Genomic DNA, 20,218 nt, shown 5'->3' on the forward strand with positions numbered 1-20,218 from the left:
CCTCATTCCTTGACGCAATCGACGGTGTATTGCCGCCCATTGCCTTCATCTTCGTGCTGCAATCCATGCACATCCGCGACAAAACCGGGGAAGCTGCTATCGAACGTGCGAGCAAATTTCAGGTAATCAATGATCGAGCGTGTCGACTCGGTAAAGCGTTCGCCGGGCATGATCAGCGGAATCCCCGGCGGATACGGCACCAGCATCACCGCGGCGATGCGCCCTTCCAGCTCATCGATCGGCACCGCCTCGACTTCGCCACGCACCAGATGATCGTAGGCGTGCGCCGGTTTCATGGCAATTTCCGGGAGCACGGTGTACATGCGCTTGAGGTGTTTGGCCGTGGCATTGCTGCGATAACAGGCGTGCAGTTGATCACACAAATCCCGCAGGCCCATGCCGCGATAACGCACGATGTCTTGCTGAGCAACACACGGCAGGCAGGTGTCGAGGCGCACATTGGCGTCATAGCTGCGTTTGAATTCCAGCAACTCGGTGAGCAGCGTGCTCCATTTGCCTTTGGTAATGCCCATGGAGAACAGCACCAGAAATGAATACAGACCCGTCTTCTCCACCACCAGCCCCCGCTCCCAGAGGAATTTACTGACTACCGCCGCCGGGATGCCCTTCTCGCTCAGCGCGCCGCCGGCGTTCAACCCCGGCATGACCAGCGTGACTTTGATCGGATCGAGCAACACGTAATCGTCGCTGACCTCCCCAAAACCATGCCACTCGGCATCCGGCTGCAATAACCAGTCTTCAGTCTGCACGCGGTCGATGCCCTCGACACCCGGCGGCTGCCAGATCGAAAACCACCAGTCATCAGCGGCGATGTGCTGCCGCAGATTGGCCAGCGCGCGACGGAAGCTCAGCGCTTCGTCAAAGGTTTCCTGCAACAGCGAACGCCCGGCCGGGCCTTCCATCATTGCCGAGGCAACGTCGAGCGAGGCGATGATGCTGTACTGCGGTGAAGTCGAGATGTGCATCATGAACGCTTCATTGAAACGGTCACGGTCCAGTTGCCGCGCACCGCCGTCCTGCACATGAATCATCGAGGCCTGACTGAAGGCAGCGAGCAGCTTGTGCGTGGAATGCGTGGTGAATACCAGCGGGCTGTCTTCGCTGCGCGAGGTGGCCATGCCGTAGCGGCCGGCGAAGAATTCGTGAAACGCCGCATAGGCGTACCAGGCCTCGTCGAAATGCAGCACCTCGACGCTGTTGCCGAGACTTTGCTTGATCAGCTCGGCGTTGTAACAGAGGCCGTCGTAAGTCGAATTGGTGACCACGGCGAGTTTGACTTTCGGCGCACGGCCCTTGGTCAGCGGGCTGGCGTCAATCTTGGCCTGAATCGACTCGCGGCTGAATTCGCTCAGCGGGATCGGGCCGATGATCCCCAGCTCGTTACGCTCTGGGCACAGGTACAGCGGGATCGCCCCGGTCATGATGATCGCGTGCAAAACAGACTTGTGGCAGTTGCGATCGACCAGCACCAGATCGTCGCGCGCGACCATCGAATGCCAGACAATCTTGTTGGCGGTCGAGGTGCCATTGATCACGAAAAAGGTGTGATCGGCGCCGAAATTGCGCGCGGCGCGCGCTTCGGCTTCGGCGAGCGGTCCGGTGTGATCGAGCAGCGAACCGAGCTCCGGCACCGACACCGACAAATCCGAACGCAGCGTGTTTTCACCGAAAAACTGGTGAAACGCCTGCCCGACCGGACTCTTGTGATACGCCACACCTCCGCCATGGCCGGGGGTATGCCAGGAATAATTGGAGTCGGCGGTGTGCTGCACCAGCGCCTTGAAAAACGGCGGCAACAAGCCATCGAGGTACTTGCGCGCCGCGCGGGCCACTTGCCGGGCGAGGAACGGTACGGTGTCTTCGAACAGATAGAGAATGCCGCGCAGTTGATTGAGCTCGGCCATGGCATCGGCCGGCGCATTTTCCAGGGTGACTTGCTCGCCCAGGGCAAAGATCGGCAGATCCGGTGCGCGTACCCGCGCCAGACCGATCAGCTCGGCCATGTTCTGCAACAGATGCGAGTGGGTGCTGGCGTCCTCGGCGGCAATCAGCATGCACGCCAGACCATGATGGGTCGACGCGACCAACCGCCCTTCGGCGTAGTCGGTGGCCGACACGATACTGAAACCTTCCTGCTCCAACTCTTGGGCGATGCCACGGATACGGTCACCGGCGACCGTGTCGGCCTTGATGTCGCGATGAACGATCAACACCGGAAACTTCAAATCTTTGTACATGAGGCTCAGTGTCCTGAGGCGGCCGAATTGAATCGGCCAATGCACTCAGGGTAGAGGGTTGCAGCGAAAGTGGCGAGGGTGGCCAGTTGGCTTCATGCCGCCAAAAGCAAAGATCGTCCGATCCGTTGATCTTCAAGCCTGGGCGTCAGCTTCCGCGATCTGCGTCCACATCGCCGGGCCACCCGCAGACTTGGCAATAATTTCCAGCCGCACCAGATGCGCCGCCAGTTCTTCTTCCGTCGCACGAATGATCCGCGCAGGCTGACGATCAGCCGGCAAGCGGCGAATCTCGGTCGCCGAGTTGTCCGCGCCCTCGCCCGTGCCATTGCCGTCGGAAGCGTTGCCGGCGAGCGACAGGCTGGTCTGGCCACCGGTCATGGTCAGGTAGACGTCGGCGAGAATCTCCGAGTCGAGCAAGGCGCCGTGCAGTTCACGGCCGGAGTTGTCGACGCCATAACGTTTGCACAACGCATCGAGGCTGTTGCGCTGCCCCGGGTGACGTTCCCGAGCCATCATCAGGGTGTCGAGGATTGAGCAGTGCTGGGTGATGTCAGCGCGATCGTGCTGGCCCATCAGGGCGAATTCGTTGTTGATGAAGCCAACGTCGAACGCCGCGTTGTGGATGATCAGCTGCGCGCCTTTGATGAACTCGAAGAACTCATCGGCCACTTCGGCAAAGCGCGGCTTGCCGACGAGGAATTCGTTGGTGATGCCGTGGACGCCGATGGCGCCTTCATCACTCTCGCGATCCGGCTGCAGGTAAACGTGAAAATGCCGGCCCGTCAGGCGCCGACCGATCAGTTCGACACAACCGATTTCAATGATCCGGTGACCATCGGTCACCGGCATGCCGGTGGTTTCGGTATCGAGTACAACGGATCTGGTGGCCATCAGTGTTCAGCTCTCAACGGGTCGATCTTGCAAAAACGCGGATATTAACACGCTCGGCGGGGTGTTTCAGTCAGACCGTGGCGCGCCCTTCGCGAGCAGGCTCGCTCCCACATTGAATGTGTTGTGAGCACGATCCAGTGTGGGAGCGAGCCTGCTCGCGAAGGGCCACACCACGGTTCAGAAGCGAAATCAGCTCTGCTTGTAACCGCGAACCTCATCCACCCCACGGTTAGCCAGCTGGTCAGCCCGCTCGTTACCGTGATGGCCAATGTGCCCACGCACCCACTTCCAGGTAACCTTGTGGCGGTTGACCTGCTCGTCCAGCTCTTTCCACAGATCAGCGTTTTTCACCGGCTCCTTCGCTGCGGTTTTCCAGCCGCGCTTCTTCCAGTTGGCCATCCACTCGTTGATGCCCTTCATCACGTACTGCGAGTCGGTCACCAGCAATACTTCACACGGCCGCTTCAAGGCTTCGAGGCCACGGATCGCGCCGAGCAGTTCCATGCGGTTATTGGTGGTGTTGGTTTCGCCACCCCACAGTTCCTTTTCGACGCCCTTGCACACCAGCAAGGCGCCCCAGCCGCCGGGGCCGGGGTTGCCTTTGCAGGCGCCGTCAGTGAACAGCTCTACGGTGTCGACGCTTTCAACGCTTTCGCTCATGCCAATCTATCCAGAAAAATGCCTGTCCTGCCGATCACGGATCGACAATGACCGAGGCCGGGACACACCCGGCCACAAATAAAAGAAGGTTTACGGTTCGATACGACGGCGGTTGACCTTGGCCATCGGCAGCGGAATCAGCTTGCCCATCGGCTCGCGCCGCTCCTGACGCAACGGTCGCAGTCCGACCACAATCTTGCGCGCGACCAGTAAATAGAAGCCGCCACCCGACAATTGCCAGTCACCGGCCTTGCGTTCCCAGCCGGCCAGACGGGCCTGCCACTTGGGTGACGCGAGCGGCGGACGATAGCACCCGAAGCGGCGTTTCTCCAGCGCGAAGCCCAGCAGATTGAGCCAGTCGGCGACCCGCGACGGCGAGATGCAGCGCGCCTGGCGCAAGGCGTCGTGGGCGAACACATGGCGCAGCCCCCAGGTGCTCCAGGGGTTGATGCCGATGATCAGCAAATGCCCACCGGGACGCACGCTGCTCGCTGCTTCACGCAGCAAACCGTGGGGCGACAGGCAGAAATCCAGACCGTGCTGCATCACCACCACATCGGCGGCATGCTCGCTCAGCGGCCAGGCCTGCTCCTCGCAGACGATCTCGACCCCGGGCAACGGTGCACCGAGACGCACATTGCGCTGCACTTGCGGTGCCGACGGCGGGGTTTCGGCCGATGGCCCGTAGTGCACCAGATAACCGCCAAAGAAACGGCCCAACTCGTCTTCGAGCATGCGCCGCTCTTCATCGAGCAGAAATTGCCCGAGCGGGCCGGACAGCCATTCACGGGCTGCACCGATCAGGGCCAGCCAGTCAGGATCAGCCTGTGCGAACGCTTTATCACTCATCGCATTCTCCAAAGCGCCAGGAACTACTAAGATGCGCCAATGTTTTCCGCTTGGCGAATTCCGACGATGATACAGATCAGTGCACTGCCCGCGTTCACCGACAACTACATCTGGTTGTTACAGGATCACCGCACCCAGCGCTGCGCCGTGGTCGACCCGGGCGATGCCGCGCCGGTTCAGGCGTGGCTTGCAGCGCATCCGGGCTGGGTGTTGAGCGATATCCTGATCACCCACCACCATCATGATCACGTCGGCGGCGTCGAACGCCTGAAAGCGCTGAGCGGCGCAAAAGTCTACGGCCCGGCCAGCGAAAGCATCCCGGGGCGCGACGTGGCGCTTGAGGACAACGACACGGTCAGCGTTCTCGGCTGGGACTTCGACGCCTATGCGGTGCCCGGTCACACCTTGGGGCACATTGCCTATTACCACCACGGCCTGCTGTTTTGCGGCGACACCCTGTTCGCCGCCGGTTGCGGTCGCCTGTTCGAGGGCACGCCGGAGCAAATGCACCACTCGCTCAGCCGCCTCGCTGCTCTACCGGAAGATACCCTGGTCTACTGCACCCATGAATACACCCTGAGCAATCTGAAGTTTGCCGCCGCCGTCGAGCCGGGCAATCCGGACATCGCCGCCCGTCTGGAAAAAGTCACTCAGCAGCGGCAAAACGGCGTCATGACCCTGCCTTCGACCCTGGCACTGGAAAAGCTCACAAATCCGTTCTTGCGTACCTCTGAAACATTAGTTACACAAAAAGTGGACGAACGGGCAGGCGCTCAAAACCGGGCGCCGAGTGAGGTATTTGCGGCTCTGCGGGCTTGGAAAGATAAGTTCTAAGCCCCCCACCACTTGGTACAAAAATTCTGAATGGTTGACCGCAGGGGGTGCGCTTTCTAGAATCGCCCGACATTTTTGCCCGGAACTTACTTCCAGCCAATGTCGTCATCCATACGTAAGTCCGTCAATTCAGACGCATTGACCCGCCTGGCGCAAGCCATCGCGGTGGCTGTGTCCGCCACGCTGGCGGGCTGTTCCAGCCATGCTCCGCAGACTGAAGCGACCCATACGCCGAACATTGCTGCGCGAGCCAAGCAGAAGCCGATCTGGCTGTCCGAAAAGCCCAGCCCACAGGTTCCCCAGGACATCTGGGAACGCATGCGCCAGGGCTTTCAGCTGCAGGAAGGTCTCGGCGTCAACCCGCGCATCGAGCAACAGCGCCTGTGGTTCGCCAGCAATCCCTCTTTCCTCGAGAACGCCGGCGAACGCGGCAGTCTCTATATTCACTACATCGTCGAACGCCTCGAAGAACGCAACATGCCGCTGGAACTGGCCCTGCTGCCAGTGATTGAAAGCGCCTACAACCCGATGGCCTATTCCCGGGCCGATGCAGTCGGGTTGTGGCAATTCATTCCGTCCACAGGGCGTTATTTCAATCTGCGTCAGACGCGCTTCTACGATGGCCGTCGCGACATCACCGCCTCGACCACGGCAGCGATGGATTACCTGACCCGCCTGCACGACATGTTCAACGGCGACTGGTTGCTGGCCTTGGCGGCGTACAACGCCGGTGAAGGCACGGTCAGCCGCGCCATCGAACGTAACGAAAAGCTCGGCCTGCCCACCGACTACTGGAACCTGCCGTTGCCGGCGGAAACCCAGGCCTACGTGCCGAAGCTGCTGGCGCTGTCGCAAGTGGTGCTGGCGCCGGAAGCCTACGGCGTGAACCTCAACCCGATCGCCAACGAACCGTACTTCCAGGTCGTCGAAATCAACCAGCGCATGGACCTGTCCAAGGTCGCTGCGGTGGCCAACATCGACGAAGACGAACTGTTCCAGCTCAACCCGGCCTTCAAGCAACGCACCACCATCGACGGCCCTCAGCATTTGCTGGTGCCGACGTCGAAGGCGCAATTGCTGACGGCCAGTTTGCAGACCATGCGTCCGGAAGAGCTGATCAGCCCGCGTTCGCTGAAACCAGTCTTCGAAGGCGCCGATCCGTCGGAAGTGGCGCAGCTCAAGCGTGCCTATCGGGTGAAGCGTGGCGACAACCTCGGTTCCATCGCCAAGGCCAACAAGGTCGAAGTCAAAGACCTGCAGCGCTGGAACAAGCTGACCGGCAAGAACCTCAAGGTTGGTCAGACCCTGGTGATGCAAGACACCACCAAGCGCGCGCCGGCACGCAAATCCGGCCGGGTCAACACGGTGATTGCGGCCAACAGCAAGAGCAAAGGCAAGGACGACAGCGCGCAGCAAACCCAGTACAAGGTCAAACGCGGCGACACGCTGTACGTCGTGGCCAAGCGCTTCAACGTTGAGATGCAGCATCTCAAGCGCTGGAATCCGGGTGCGGGTAAAGCACTGAAGCCGGGGCAGATGCTCACGGTTTATCAGCCGCACTGACAGAAGAGCCCCTGAGTTTTCAGGGGCTTTTTTTGATCACGTTTTTGAGGTGTGCATTAGATCCATCCCCCTCACCCCAGCCCTCTCCCCCAAGGGGGCGAGGGGGAAAGGGAGCCGATCTCCGTGCTGTTCAACATCCGAGTTCGGCGCGGTATCGCACGTCGGCGCAGCTCTCGCAAACACCACAGTCAGCCCCCTCTCCCCCCGGGAGAGGGTTAGGGTGAGGGGCTTTTGAAAACTTGAGTTCGACTCGGTGCAGCACGTCGGTGTAATTCTTCCAAACACCACGATCAGTCCCCTCTCCCTCCGGGAGAGGGTTAGGGTGAGGGGCTCTTTAACCCACATCTTTTTCCTGTCCAGACAAGCTGTTACTGTACGGCCCACTAAGCCCAAGCCGCCTGGATCGGATCTGACTTGAAGCGTCCCCTCCTCCTGCTCCTGATCAGCCTGGCCTTGAGCTCAACCGCAAGCGCGACGATTACCGAAAGTCACGGTTATGCGCAGTTCGGCACGCTCAAGTACCCGGCCAGATTTACCCACTTCGACTGGGTCAACCCGCAAGCGCCTAAGGGCGGTACGTTGCGGGTAATGGCGTTCGGCACCTTCGATACGGTCAATCCGTACACGTTCAAAGGCACCAGCCCGGTCACCACCGCGAATTTCCTCCAGTACGGCATCAATGAACTGAACGAGCCGCTGATGGTTGGCACCGGCCAGTATTCGCCGTCCGGTGACGAGCCGGCGTCGAGCTATGGTTTGATCGCGCAATCGGTGGAGTACAGCGAAGATCGCAGCTGGGTAGTCTTCAACCTGCGCCCGGAAGCGCGTTTCCACGACGGCACGCCGATCACCGCTTATGACGTCGCCTTCTCCTATCGAACGCTGCTCAAGGACGGCCATCCGCTGTACCGTACCGCGTTGCAGGAAGTGCTGCGGGTCGACATTCTCAACAAGCAGCGCATTCGCTTCGTGCTCAAGCGCTCGGGCAATCCGCTACTGATCCTGCGCCTTGGCGAATTGCCGGTGCTGCCGCAGCACTACTGGAAAGACCGCGACTTCAAGGCCACTACCTTCGAACCGCCACTGGGCAGCGGCCCCTATCGCATCACTTCGGTGACGCCGGGCCGGCAGTTGATCTTCGAGCGGGTCAAGGATTACTGGGGCAAGGACTTGCCGGTCAATCGCGGCAAGTACAACTTCGATCGCATGGAAGTCGAGTTCTACCGCGACAGCGATGTCGCCTTCGAAGCATTCAAGGCTGGCGAATTCGACATTTACATCGAGCATCAGGCGAAGAACTGGGCCAACGGCTACAACTTCCCGGCCATACGCCGTGGCGATGTGATCAAGGCACAGATCCCGCATCAGATCCCGACCCAGAGTCAGGGCCTGTTCATGAACACCCGCCGTGCGACGTTCTCGGACGTTAAGACCCGTGAAGCGCTGGGCCTGATGTTCGACTTCGAGTGGACCAACCGCGCACTGTTCAGCGATGCCTACAAACGCACCACCAGTTATTACCCCAACAGCGAGTTCACCACCTCCGGCCTGCCGGTCGGGCATGAATGGCTGATGCTCAAGCCGTACAAGGAACAACTGCCGGCCAAGCTGTTCACCGAGCCGTTCACCCTGCCAAAAACCGATGGACGCGGCATTCCCCGGGAAACCATGCGCAAGGCATTGGCATTGCTCGCCGAAGCCGGCTGGAAGCTCAACGGTCAGCGCCTGCAAAACGCTGACGGCCAACCGCTGCGGTTCGAGCTGCTGCTGGTCAATCCGAACCTGGAGCGCCTCTACCAGCCCTATATCGAGAACCTCAACAGCATCGGCATCGACGCGCGCCTGCGCACCGTGGATCGGGCGCAGTACAAACAGCGCCTCGATCAATTTGATTTTGACATGATCTCGATGACGCTCAACCAGACCCTCAGCCCGGGCCTGGAGCAGTGGCAGTACTTCCACTCCAGTCAGGTCGGGGTCAAGGGCAGCAAGAATTACGCAGGCATTGCCAACCCGGTAGTGGATCACCTGCTCGAACAATTGCTCGCCGCGCGCACCCGCGACGAGCAGGTTGCCGCCGGCAAGGCGCTCGACCGCGTGCTGCTCTGGCAGCACTACAGCATTCCCAATTGGTACCTCAATTATCACCGTCTGGCCTACCGCAACCGGTTGGCCCACGTCACCACGCCGCCCTACACTCTGGGCCTGAGCGCGTGGTGGCTGAAGTCTTCGGAGAAAGATCAATGAAACCGATCCGCGCCCTGCTCGTCCAGGCCAGCGGTTTGCTGTTCGCCGGGCTGGCCTTTGCCGCTCCGCAACACGCCGTGACCCTGTACAACGAGCCGCCGAAATACCCAGCCGATTTCAAGCATTTCGATTATGTGAACCCCGACGCGCCCAAGGGCGGCATCTTCCGTCAGGCCGGTTTCGGCGGCTTCGACAGCCTCAACCCGTTTATCAGCAAAGGCGTGCCGGCCGACGATGTCGGGCAGATCTACGACACCTTGACCAAACACAGCCTCGACGAACCGTTCACCGAATACGGCCTGATCGCCCGGCAGATCGAAAGAGCCCCGGACAACAGCTGGGTGCGTTTCTACCTGCGCCCCGAAGCGCGCTTCCACGACGGCCACCCGGTACGCGCCGAGGACGTGGTGTTCAGCTTCAACACGCTGACCAAGGAAGGCTCACCGCTGTTTCGCGGCTACTACAGCGACGTTTCCGAAGTGATCGCCGAAGATCCGCTGAAAGTGCTCTTCAAGTTCAAGCACACCAATAACCGTGAACTACCGCTGATCCTCGGCCAGTTACCGGTGCTGCCCAAGCACTGGTGGGCCGATCGCGACTTCACCAAGGGCAACCTGGAAATTCCGCTGGGCAGCGGCCCTTACAAGGTTGCCGAAGTGAAGGCCGGACGTTCAGTGCGTTACGAGCGGGTCAAGGATTACTGGGGCAAGGACCTGCCGGTCAACCGTGGCTTCTACAACTTCGACACGATGACCACCGATTACTACCGCGACAACACCGTCGCGCTCGAAGCGCTGAAGGCCGGACAATTCGATTACTGGCTGGAAATGACCGCAAAGAACTGGGCCAACGCCTACAACATCCCGGCGGTTACCGAAGGCCGCTTGATCAAGGAACAGATCGCCAACAGCAACCCGACCGGCATGCAGGGCTTCGTCTTCAACCTGCGTCGCCCGGTGTTTCAGGATGTGCGGGTGCGTCAGGCACTCGGTCTGCTGTTCGATTTCGAGTGGACCAACAAACAACTGTTCAACAGCGCCTACTTCCGCACCCGCAGCTATTTCGAAAACTCGGAAATGGCCGCCACCGGCCTGCCCGACGCCGATCAAGTGGCGATCCTCGAGCCGTTCCGCAGCAAACTGCCGGCGCAGGTGTTCAGCGAAGCGTTCGAGAATCCGAAGACCGATGCCAGCGGCATGATCCGCGCGCAGCAGCGCGAGGCCTATCAACTGCTGCAAGAGGCCGGCTGGAAGATCGTCGACGACAAAATGGTCGACGCCACGGGCAAACCGGTGGTGATTGAGTTCCTGCTCGCGCAGACCGAATTCGAACGCGTACTGCTGCCGTTCAAGCGCAACCTCAGCGACCTTGGCATCGATCTGGTAATCCGCCGCGTCGACGTTTCGCAGTACATCAACCGCGTGCGTTCGCGGGACTTCGACATGATGGTCGGCAGCTTCCCGCAGTCCAACTCACCGGGTAACGAACAGCGCGAATTCTGGATGAGCGCCGCTGCCGACAAACCGAGCAGCCGCAACACCATTGGCCTGAAGGATCCGATTGTCGATCAACTGGTCGAAAACCTGATCAACGCCGACTCACGCAAAAGCCTGGTGGCCCACGCCCGCGCACTGGATCGCGTGCTGCAATGGGGTTACTACGTGGTGCCCAACTGGCACATCAAGACCTGGCGCGTGGCGTACTGGAACCACATCGGTCACCCGAAAGTCTCGCCCAAGTACGACATCGGGATTAATACCTGGTGGGTCAAGCCCGACGCAAAACCGGCAGTAGAAGTCGAAACCAAACTGCAAGCCGACCCTGTGGGCACGGAGTAATCAGATGCTGGCGTATATTTTTCGGCGACTGCTGCTGATCATCCCGACCCTGTTCGGCATTCTGCTGATCAACTTCGTGATCATCCAGGCCGCGCCCGGTGGCCCGGTGGAACAGATGATCGCCAAGCTCGAAGGCTTCGAAGGCGCCACCAGCCGCATTGCCGGCGGCGGTGCCGAGGTGTCGGTGGCCGGCTCCTCCTATCGCGGCGCGCAGGGTCTGGACCCGGCGCTGATCAAGGAAATCGAGCACATGTACGGGTTCGACAAATCGGCCCCGGAACGTCTGTGGATCATGGTCAAGAACTACGCGCAGCTGGATTTCGGCGACAGTTTCTTCCGCGACGCCAAGGTGATCGACCTGATCAAGGAAAAGATGCCGGTGTCGATCTCGCTGGGGCTGTGGAGCACGCTGATCATGTACCTGGTGTCGATCCCGCTGGGGATCGCCAAGGCCACGCGGCACGGCAGCCATTTCGACGTCTGGACCAGTTCGGCGATCATCGTCGGCTATGCGATCCCGGCGTTTCTCTTTGCGATCCTGCTGATCGTGGTGTTTGCCGGCGGCAGTTATCTCGACTGGTTCCCGCTAAGGGGCCTGACCTCAAACAACTTCGATGAACTGAGCTTCGGCGGCAAGATCCTCGATTACTTCTGGCACCTGGCGCTGCCGGTGACCGCACTGGTGATCGGTAACTTCGCAACCATGACCCTGCTGACCAAAAACAGCTTTCTCGACGAAATCAACAAGCAATACGTGGTCACCGCCAAGGCCAAAGGCCTGACCCGCCATCGCGTGTTGTACGGCCATGTGTTCCGCAACGCCATGCTGCTGGTGATTGCCGGATTCCCGTCGGCGTTCATCGGCATCTTCTTCACAGGATCCTTGCTGGTGGAAGTGATTTTCTCCCTCGACGGTCTCGGCCTGATGAGCTTTGAAGCGGCGATCAACCGCGATTACCCGGTGGTGTTCGGTACCCTGTTCATCTTCACCCTGCTGGGGCTGGTGGTGAAACTGATCGGCGACCTCACCTACACCTTGGTCGATCCGCGCATCGACTTCGAAAGCCGGGAGCATTGAGATGAACCTGTCCCCTCTCAACCGCCGCCGCTTCGAACTGTTCAAGGCCAACAAGCGCGGCTGGTGGTCGCTGTGGCTGTTTCTGGTGCTGTTCGGCCTGAGCCTGGGCGCCGAGCTGATCGCCAACGACAAGCCGTTGGTGGTGCATTACGACAACAATTGGTACTTCCCGGCGATCAAGCGCTACCCGGAAACTGCGTTCGGCGGCGAATTCCCGCTGGAAGCCAACTACAAGAGCCCGTACATCCGCGAACTGCTCAAGGCCAAGGATGCGTGGGTGCTGTGGGCGCCGATTCCCTACAGCTACCAGAGCATCAACTACGACCTGAAAGTCCCGGCCCCGGCGCCGCCGTCGGCGGACAACCTGCTCGGCACTGACGATCAGGGCCGCGATGTGCTGGCGCGGGTGATCTACGGTTTCCGCATTTCGGTGCTGTTCGCGCTGACGTTGACCGTGCTGAGTTCGATCATCGGCGTGATTGCCGGTGCTTTGCAGGGCTTCTATGGCGGCTGGGTCGATCTGGCCGGGCAGCGTTTTCTGGAGATCTGGTCGGGGCTGCCGGTGCTGTATCTGCTGATCATCCTCGCCAGTTTCGTCCAGCCGAATTTCTGGTGGCTGCTGGGGATCATGCTGCTGTTCTCGTGGATGAGCCTGGTCGACGTGGTGCGCGCTGAGTTCCTCCGTGGCCGCAACCTTGAATACGTGCGCGCAGCAAGAGCGCTGGGCATGCAGAACGGTGCGATCATGTTCCGCCACATCCTGCCCAACGCAATGGTCTCGACCATGACGTTTATGCCGTTCATCCTCACCGGCGCCATCGGCACCCTCACCGCTTTGGACTTCCTCGGTTTCGGCTTGCCGGCCGGCAGTCCGTCGCTGGGTGAACTGGTCGCCCAGGGCAAATCCAACCTGCAAGCGCCGTGGCTGGGCATGAGTGCCTTCGCCGTGCTGGCGTTGATGCTGAGTTTGCTGGTGTTTATCGGCGAGTCCGCTCGCGACGCCTTCGACCCGAGGAAGTGAAATGAATCAGGACAATCTGATCGAAGTGCGTGACCTCGCCGTCGAATTCGGTTTCGGCGAGCGCGTGCACCGGGTCGTCGAAGGCGTGAGTTTCGACATCAAACGCGGCGAAACCCTGGCGCTGGTCGGCGAATCCGGCTCGGGCAAATCGGTCACCGCGCACTCGATCCTGCGCCTGCTGCCCTACCCGATGGCCCGCCATCCGGCCGGCAGCATCAACTATGCCGGGCAAAACCTGCTGGGGCTCAGTGAGAAAACCATCCGCCACATCCGTGGCAACCGCATCGCGATGATCTTTCAGGAGCCGATGACTTCGCTGAATCCGCTGCACTCGATCGAGAAGCAGATCAACGAAGTCCTCGGCATCCACAAGGGTCTGACCGGCAAAGTCGCGACCAAGCGTACGCTGGAGCTGCTGGACATGGTCGGCATCCCCGAGCCGCACAAGCGTCTCAAGGCCTTGCCCCACGAGTTGTCCGGTGGCCAGCGCCAGCGTGTAATGATCGCCATGGCCCTGGCCAACGAGCCGGAATTGCTGATTGCCGACGAACCGACCACGGCGCTGGACGTGACCGTTCAGCTGAAAATCCTCGATTTGCTCAAGGAATTGCAGGCTCGATTGGGCATGTCGTTGTTACTGATCAGTCACGATTTGAACCTGGTGCGAAGAATTGCGCATCGTGTATGTGTCATGCAGCGCGGTTGCATCGTCGAACAGGCATCGTGCGCAGAGCTGTTCCGTTCGCCGCAGCATCCGTACACTCGGGAATTGCTCGGCGCGGAGCCCAGCGGAGGCCCGGCGAGCAATAAAATCGGCGCGCCGCTGCTTGAAGTCGAGGACTTGAAAGTCTGGTTCCCGATCAAGAAAGGCCTGCTCAAGCGCACGGTGGATCACGTCAAGGCAGTGGACGGCATCAATTTCAGCCTACCGCAGGGTCAGACCCTGGGGATCGTGGGAGAAAGCGGCTCCGGTAAATCCACCCTGGGTCTGGCGATTTTGCGGCTGATCGGCAGCAAAGGCGCGATCCGCTTTGAAGGCAAGCAGCTAGACTGCCTGACGCAGAACGAGGTTCGCCCGTTGCGGCGGGAGATGCAGGTGGTGTTTCAGGACCCGTTTGGCAGCCTGAGCCCGCGCATGTGTGTCAGCGACATCGTTGGCGAAGGCCTGCGGATTCACAAGATGGGCACCGCTGAGGAACAAGAGGCGGCGATTATTGCGGCATTGAAGGAGGTAGGTCTGGATCCGGAAACCCGGCACCGCTACCCCCACGAATTTTCCGGTGGGCAACGGCAACGAATCGCCATTGCCCGGGCTTTGGTGCTGAAACCGGCGCTGATCCTGCTGGACGAGCCGACGTCGGCGCTCGACCGCACGGTGCAGCGGCAAGTGGTGGAGCTGTTGCGTTCACTGCAAGCCAAGTACAACCTGACGTATTTGTTTATCAGCCATGATCTGGCTGTCGTCAAAGCGCTGAGCCACCAGTTGATGGTGGTCAAGCATGGCCAAGTGGTCGAACAGGGAGACGCGCAAAGTATTTTTGCCGCCCCCCAACATCCGTATACACAGCAGTTGCTGGAAGCCGCTTTTTTGGCACCAGCCACTGCGCAATAACCTGAAAGAGGAGCAACACATGGGTTTTCTCGCCGGTAAGCGCGTACTGATCGTCGGTGTCGCCAGCAAGCTGTCCATCGCATCCGGCATCGCTGCCGCCATGCATCGCGAGGGCGCTGAGCTTGCCTTCACTTATCAGAACGACAAACTGAAAGGTCGTGTTGAAGAATTCGCCCAAGGCTGGGGTTCGAGCCCTGAGCTGTGCTTCCCGTGCGACGTGGCCAGCGATGAAGAAATCGCCAAGGTCTTCGAAGCACTGAGCAAGAAGTGGGACGGCCTGGACTGCATCGTCCACTCCGTTGGCTTCGCCCCGGGCGACCAACTGGACGGCGACTTCACCGAAGCCACCACCCGTGACGGTTTCCGCATCGCTCACGACATCAGCGCCTACAGCTTCGTGGCCCTGGCCAAAGCCGGCCGCGAAATGATGAAAGGCCGCAACGGCAGCCTGCTGACCCTGTCGTACCTGGGCGCTGAGCGCACCATGCCGAACTACAACGTGATGGGCATGGCCAAGGCTTCGCTGGAAGCTGGCGTACGTTACCTGGCCGGCTCTCTGGGCCCGGATGGCACCCGCGTCAACTGCGTATCGGCTGGCCCGATCCGTACCCTGGCAGCCTCGGGCATCAAGAACTTCCGCAAGATGCTGGCCGCCAACGAAGCGCAAACCCCGCTGCGTCGCAACGTCACCATCGACGAAGTCGGCAACGCCGGCGCCTTCCTGTGCTCCGACCTGGCGTCGGGCATCAGCGGCGAAATCATGTACGTCGACGGCGGCTTCAACACCACCGCCATGGGCAACATCGAAGAGTGATCTTCGGTTAGCCAATAAAAAAACCCGCCGATCTGGCGGGTTTTTTTATGCCTGCAACACTGTCCCCTGTGGGAGCGCTGTGTCAGGCAATGAAGAGGTTGATGGCCGGACGCTATCGCGAGCAGGCTCATTCCTACAAGCGATCTGCGGTGCATTCGCTAACAACGCTTCAAGGCCTGCTTGTGCACATACATCGCGCTATCGGCATCCGCCAGCAGCCGATCCACGGTCTCATGGCGTTTGGCGTCGTATTCGATCTGGCCGACGCTGAAGCGAATCGCATACCCGCGGTGCAACGTGGCATTGCGCTCTTCAAGGATTTCCTTGAGCCGCGCCATGATCGCCGTCGTTTCAATATGGCTGGAGCCGGTCAGCAACGCGACGAACTCATCCCCGCCCAGGCGCCCGACCACATCACTCTCGCGAAAGGCGATGCGCAGCACGTCGGCAAAGGTTTTCAGCGCACTGTCACCCTCGGCATGCCCATACAGATCGTTGATCTGCTTGAAGTCATTGAGGTCGAAAAACAGCAAGGTTGCCGGCCGTTCCAGCCGTGCGCAGGCGTCCAGTGCATGCTGCGCCAGTTGTTTGAAACCACGGCGATTGGACAGCAACGTCAACTCATCCATGCTCGCGATCTGCACAGCGGCCAACTCTTGCTCGGCCATTTCCGCCAGATCACGCAACAACGCGCGCTCTTCCTCGTCGAGGTCGCGGGGCTTGGTGTCGATCAGGCACAGCGTGCCCATTTTATTGCCATTGGGCACGGTCAGCGGGTAACCGGCGTAGAAGCGAATGTTCGGCGCGCCTGTCACCAACGGGTTGTCATGGAAGCGCACATCCTCGCGGGCGTCCGGCACCAACAGCAGGCCGTCGTTAAGAATCGCATGGCCGCAGAACGAGACATCCCTCGGTGTCTCGCTGACATCCAGGCCCACGCACGACTTGAACCACTGCCGATTGGTGTCGACCAACGTCACCAGTGCAATCGGCACATTGAACAGGCGTTTCGCCAACCGTGTCAGTCGGTCGAAACGTTCTTCAGGGGCGGAATCGAGCAGCTCAAGACCGTGCAACGCTTGAACGCGCGCCGTTTCATTCGCAGGTTTTCCTGGAACCAGCATCAGCACACTCCATTGGCAACAATGCTTCCAAGCGTAGCGCTAATTTGGCAATGGCTCACATTTGCGCCACCGGGCATGGCCCGCCCGCATCGGCCCAGAGCTTGAATTGCGTGACAAAAATATCGTGCGGCACTGGCACCGGCGCGCGCCCTGCCCCGGGATTCCAGCCCCACAGCACCAATTTGTCTTCGCTGACATGCTTGATCAGTGCAGCAAAGTCGCGATCGCCATTGCTCGAACGGTCCTTGATCATCGCGCAGAGCTTGTCCGGTGGCAGGCCGATCCAGGCCATTTTGTGCGCCGCCGGCGGCAGGCTCCAGTGCGGCGCGCCCGGTGGCGCATGCGGGCCGTAACTGGCCGGCGGATTGTTTTCCGCGTGGCAGGTCGCGCAAGGCAAACCGGCGGCGCCCTTGCCGTCCATGCCGCGCACCACGTTCATCGCATGGGGAATGCCGGCGTCGAACTGCAACGGCGAATCACCGGGAATGTGACAGTTCTGGCAGCGCGGACTCTGGAAGACTTTCTGTACCGTGGTGAAGGCTTTCAAGGCTTCCTGATCATCGGCAAACAGGTCCGAGGCATAACCGCCCAGCCCCAGTAGAACCACCGTGCCCAACACTAGATGTCGTTTCATCTCACACCCCCGACAGTTGCAGCGGCAACTCGCGCAGGCGTTGCCCGGTCAGGGCGAACACCGCGTTGGCCACGGCTGGCGCGGTCGGCGGCACACCGGCCTCGCCGATGCCACCGGGTTTGTCGCTGCTGGGCACGATGTGCACTTCCACCACCGGCATCTCGTTGAGCCGCAGCACCTGATAATCGTGATAGTTGGATTGCACGACCGCGCCGTCCTTGAGCGTCAGTTTGCTGTGCAGCGCCATGCCCAGACCGAAGGTGATGCACGATTCCATCTGCGCCGCGATACTCTGCGGATTCACCGCAATCCCGCAGTCCACCGCACAGACCACGCGATGCACGCGAATCGCCAAATTGTCCTGCGACACCTCCGCCACCTGCGCCACGTAGCTACCGAACGACTCGTGCACTGCCACGCCCAACGCATGGCCATCCGGCAATGGTGCTTTCCAGTTAGCCTTTTCCACCGCCAGATTGAGCACGCCCAAATGCCGAGGATGATCCTTGAGCAAGGTTCGTCGGTACTCGACCGGATCCTTGCCCGCCGCCGTGGCCATTTCATCGATCAGCGATTCCATGACAAAACCGGTATGGCTATGGCCAACCGAGCGCAGCCACAACACATTGATGCCCGTTTGCGGCGAATGCAGATCGACCTGATGATTGGCCAGGCCTTTAACGTAAGGACTGTCGGAAACGCCTTCGACCGAGGTCGGGTCGATGCCGTTTTTGACCATCGTCGCCTCCATCAGCGTGCCGGTCATGATCGACTGCCCGACCAGCACGTGCTGCCAGCTCGACGGCAAACCATCAGCGCCCAAGCCGATCTTCGCCTGATGCAAGAACATCGAGCGGTAGTAACCGCCACGAATATCGTCTTCCCGCGACCACACGGTTTTCACCGGCATCGCGGCGGCTTTCGCCACGTGCACGGCTTCGGCGACAAAGTCAGACGTTGGATTGGCCCGACGCCCGAAACCGCCACCCAAAAACTCAGTGTGGATCTCGACCTGATCAGGCTTCAGCCCGGTGATCTTGCCGGCGACCATTTGATCCAGCGTCTGAAACTGCGTACCGGTCCAGATTTCGCATTTCTCGGCGCTGATTTTCACCGTGCAATTGAGCGGCTCCATCGGCGCATGAGCCAGATAAGGCACGCTGTATTCGACATCGATCTTCTTCGCCGCTTTGCCAAAACTGCCCTTGGCATCACCGGCCTGACTCGCCGACGTGCCTTGTGTCGCGGCCAGTTTGCGGAAACTTGCCAGCAGTTTTTCGCTGCTCAGATCCGCATGCGGGCCCAGATCCCAATCGACCTTCAGCGCATCACGGCCCAATTTAGCCGCCCAGTAATGCTCGGCAATCACCGCCACGCCCGTCGGTACCTGCACCACTTTGTGTACGCCCGGCACCGCCAGCGCTTCAGCGCCTTCGAAAGATTTAACAGTGGCACCGAATACCGGTGGGCGCGCGACCATTGCGGTCATCAAGCCTTCAAACTGCACGTCCATGCCGAACTTGGCGCGGCCGGTGATTTTCTCCGGTGTGTCGAGGCGTTTGGTCGGTTTGCCAATGACCTTCCAGTCCTTGGCTTCCTTGAAGGTAATCGACTTCGGATCCGGCACCGGCAATTGCCCGGCGGCATCTGCCAGCTCGCCATAAGTTGCACGCTTGTCACCGGCAATCACCACGCCCGATTCAGTGCGAATGGCCGACGGTGCCACCTCGAAGCGTTTCGCCGCCGCCTCCACCAGCATCTGCCGCGCGGTCGCGCCTGCCAGCCGATAACGATCAAACTCCATCCACGTCGACGTCGAGCCGCCGGTAATCTGCATGCCGCCAAAACCGGGCATGCCGTAATCCGCCGCCGACGCGGGCGAGTGCTCGACGCGGATCTTCGACCAGTCCGCGTCCAGCTCCTCGGCAATCAACATGGTCAGGCCGGTCCAGATGCCTTGGCCCATCTCCGAATGCCCGAGCAACACGGTGACGCTGTTGTCCGCCGCGATGCGCAAAAACGCATTGGGCGCGAACACCTTGCCTTCATTCTCGGCCGCATAGGCAAACTTGTGGCCGCCAGGGACGACAAACGCCACCACCAGACCGCCGCCCAACAGGGCGCTGCCTTTGAGAAAACTCCGACGCGATACAGGACTGTTCATCGTCTATCTCCCACAGATTGAATCAGCCGATTTCCGATGCACGCTTAACCGCTGCGCGAATGCGGGGATAGGTGCCGCAACGGCAGATATTGCCGGAGAGCGCCTGATCGATATCGCTGTCGGTGGGTTTGGGGATTTTCGCCAGCAGCGCGGCAGCAGACATGATCTGCCCCGACTGGCAGTAACCGCACTGCACCACGTCAAGTTCGGCCCAGGCTTGCTGCACCGGGTGCGAACCGTCGGTGGACAGCCCTTCGATGGTGAGAATTTTCTGGCCATGGGCCACGGCGGTCGCGGGCGTAATGCAGGCGCGCAACGGCGCCCCGTCAACGTGCACGGTGCAGGCCCCGCACTGGGCCATGCCGCAACCAAATTTGGTACCGGTCAAGTGCGCGACATCGCGCAGGACCCAGAGCAACGGCATGTCCGCGGGGACATCGAGCTCCTGATCCTTGCCATTGATATTCAAGGTCAGCATCGGGGAATTTCCTCAGACTCACGGTGTTCTGAAGGGGCGCCGCTGTGGCCATCAAAGCCTACGCGCGCCTCGGCTTATCCCTTTCAGCAAAGCCTAATTTGCGCACGAAGCCAGACGTTGCGACCACCGGTCATGCAGATGTCGACTTTAATC

General features: G+C 60.4%; 16 protein-coding genes. 8 read left to right on the plus strand and 8 right to left on the minus strand.

The genetic code is table 11. The features are described 5' to 3' along the window. Nucleotides 1-2: 2 nt before the first annotated feature. The 4 genes from LOY43_RS16345 to LOY43_RS16360 form a co-directional block, all read right to left on the minus strand. Nucleotides 3-2,258 carry an Orn/Lys/Arg decarboxylase N-terminal domain-containing protein gene (locus LOY43_RS16345; RefSeq protein ID WP_116254897.1) on the minus strand — a complete coding sequence of 752 codons (2,256 nt, stop codon included), beginning with the start codon at nucleotides 2,256-2,258 and terminating at the stop codon, nucleotides 3-5. Nucleotides 2,259-2,390: 132 nt separating this feature from the next. After that, nucleotides 2,391-3,149 (minus strand): DNA polymerase III subunit epsilon, encoded by a 759-nt coding sequence (gene dnaQ / locus LOY43_RS16350; RefSeq protein WP_093430720.1) that lies wholly within the window; start codon nucleotides 3,147-3,149, stop codon nucleotides 2,391-2,393. A 189-nt stretch (nucleotides 3,150-3,338) separates the two neighbouring features. Then, nucleotides 3,339-3,809 (minus strand): ribonuclease HI, encoded by a 471-nt coding sequence (rnhA, locus tag LOY43_RS16355; protein ID WP_093430719.1) that lies wholly within the window; start codon nucleotides 3,807-3,809, stop codon nucleotides 3,339-3,341. A 90-nt stretch (nucleotides 3,810-3,899) separates the two neighbouring features. Beyond that, complete coding sequence (locus tag LOY43_RS16360; RefSeq protein WP_093430718.1) at nucleotides 3,900-4,658, minus strand: class I SAM-dependent methyltransferase; 759 nt, start codon at nucleotides 4,656-4,658, stop codon at nucleotides 3,900-3,902. 66 nt (nucleotides 4,659-4,724) lie between these two features. Here LOY43_RS16360 and gloB point away from each other — a divergent pair, with 66 nt between their 5' ends. From gloB to fabI, 8 genes are all read left to right on the plus strand, one after another. Beyond that, nucleotides 4,725-5,492: a hydroxyacylglutathione hydrolase gene (gloB, locus tag LOY43_RS16365; protein ID WP_258708392.1), complete on the plus strand. Its 768-nt coding sequence runs from the start codon at nucleotides 4,725-4,727 to the stop codon at nucleotides 5,490-5,492. Nucleotides 5,493-5,591: 99 nt separating this feature from the next. Continuing rightward, nucleotides 5,592-7,055: a transglycosylase SLT domain-containing protein gene (locus LOY43_RS16370; protein ID WP_093430717.1), complete on the plus strand. Its 1,464-nt coding sequence runs from the start codon at nucleotides 5,592-5,594 to the stop codon at nucleotides 7,053-7,055. Nucleotides 7,056-7,469: 414 nt separating this feature from the next. Further along, complete coding sequence (locus tag LOY43_RS16375; RefSeq protein ID WP_095047907.1) at nucleotides 7,470-9,302, plus strand: extracellular solute-binding protein; 1,833 nt, start codon at nucleotides 7,470-7,472, stop codon at nucleotides 9,300-9,302. After that, nucleotides 9,299-11,140 carry an extracellular solute-binding protein gene (locus tag LOY43_RS16380; protein WP_095047908.1) on the plus strand — a complete coding sequence of 614 codons (1,842 nt, stop codon included), beginning with the start codon at nucleotides 9,299-9,301 and terminating at the stop codon, nucleotides 11,138-11,140. Before LOY43_RS16375 ends, LOY43_RS16380 begins: the two co-directional genes overlap by 4 nt. Before the next feature lie 4 nt (nucleotides 11,141-11,144). Further along, the gene (locus tag LOY43_RS16385; RefSeq protein WP_007910584.1) at nucleotides 11,145-12,218 is read left to right on the plus strand and encodes a microcin C ABC transporter permease YejB; all 1,074 of its coding nucleotides are present in this window, start codon (nucleotides 11,145-11,147) and stop codon (nucleotides 12,216-12,218) included. A gap of 1 nt (nucleotide 12,219) precedes the next feature. Next, a complete protein-coding gene (locus LOY43_RS16390; protein WP_095047909.1) occupies nucleotides 12,220-13,239 on the plus strand; it encodes an ABC transporter permease in 1,020 nt (339 codons plus the stop codon). Between the two features lies 1 nt (nucleotide 13,240). Further along, on the plus strand, nucleotides 13,241-14,851 hold the full coding sequence (locus LOY43_RS16395) for an ABC transporter ATP-binding protein (RefSeq protein ID WP_095047910.1): 1,611 nt from the start codon (nucleotides 13,241-13,243) through the stop codon (nucleotides 14,849-14,851). Between the two features lie 19 nt (nucleotides 14,852-14,870). Continuing rightward, complete coding sequence (fabI, locus tag LOY43_RS16400; RefSeq protein ID WP_007910591.1) at nucleotides 14,871-15,665, plus strand: enoyl-ACP reductase FabI; 795 nt, start codon at nucleotides 14,871-14,873, stop codon at nucleotides 15,663-15,665. 158 nt (nucleotides 15,666-15,823) lie between these two features. Here the strand turns inward: fabI and LOY43_RS16405 are convergent, their stop codons facing one another. The 4 genes from LOY43_RS16405 to LOY43_RS16420 are packed head-to-tail and all read right to left on the minus strand — an operon-like array spanning nucleotide 15,824 to nucleotide 20,065. Next, entirely contained in the window at nucleotides 15,824-16,789 is a 966-nt protein-coding gene (locus tag LOY43_RS16405) for a diguanylate cyclase (protein WP_095124607.1), read from the minus strand. Nucleotides 16,790-16,844: 55 nt separating this feature from the next. After that, nucleotides 16,845-17,423, minus strand: coding sequence for a hypothetical protein (locus LOY43_RS16410; RefSeq protein ID WP_095047912.1), 579 nt, complete (start codon nucleotides 17,421-17,423; stop codon nucleotides 16,845-16,847). A 1-nt stretch (nucleotide 17,424) separates the two neighbouring features. Further along, a complete protein-coding gene (locus LOY43_RS16415) occupies nucleotides 17,425-19,587 on the minus strand; it encodes a xanthine dehydrogenase family protein molybdopterin-binding subunit (protein ID WP_095047913.1) in 2,163 nt (720 codons plus the stop codon). A gap of 22 nt (nucleotides 19,588-19,609) precedes the next feature. Beyond that, the gene (locus tag LOY43_RS16420) at nucleotides 19,610-20,065 is read right to left on the minus strand and encodes a (2Fe-2S)-binding protein (RefSeq protein WP_003224136.1); all 456 of its coding nucleotides are present in this window, start codon (nucleotides 20,063-20,065) and stop codon (nucleotides 19,610-19,612) included. Nucleotides 20,066-20,218: the final 153 nt, after the last annotated feature.

This window comes from Pseudomonas sp. B21-041 (genome assembly GCF_024748675.1).
Taxonomy (GTDB): Bacteria; Pseudomonadota; Gammaproteobacteria; order Pseudomonadales; family Pseudomonadaceae; genus Aquipseudomonas; species Aquipseudomonas neuropathica.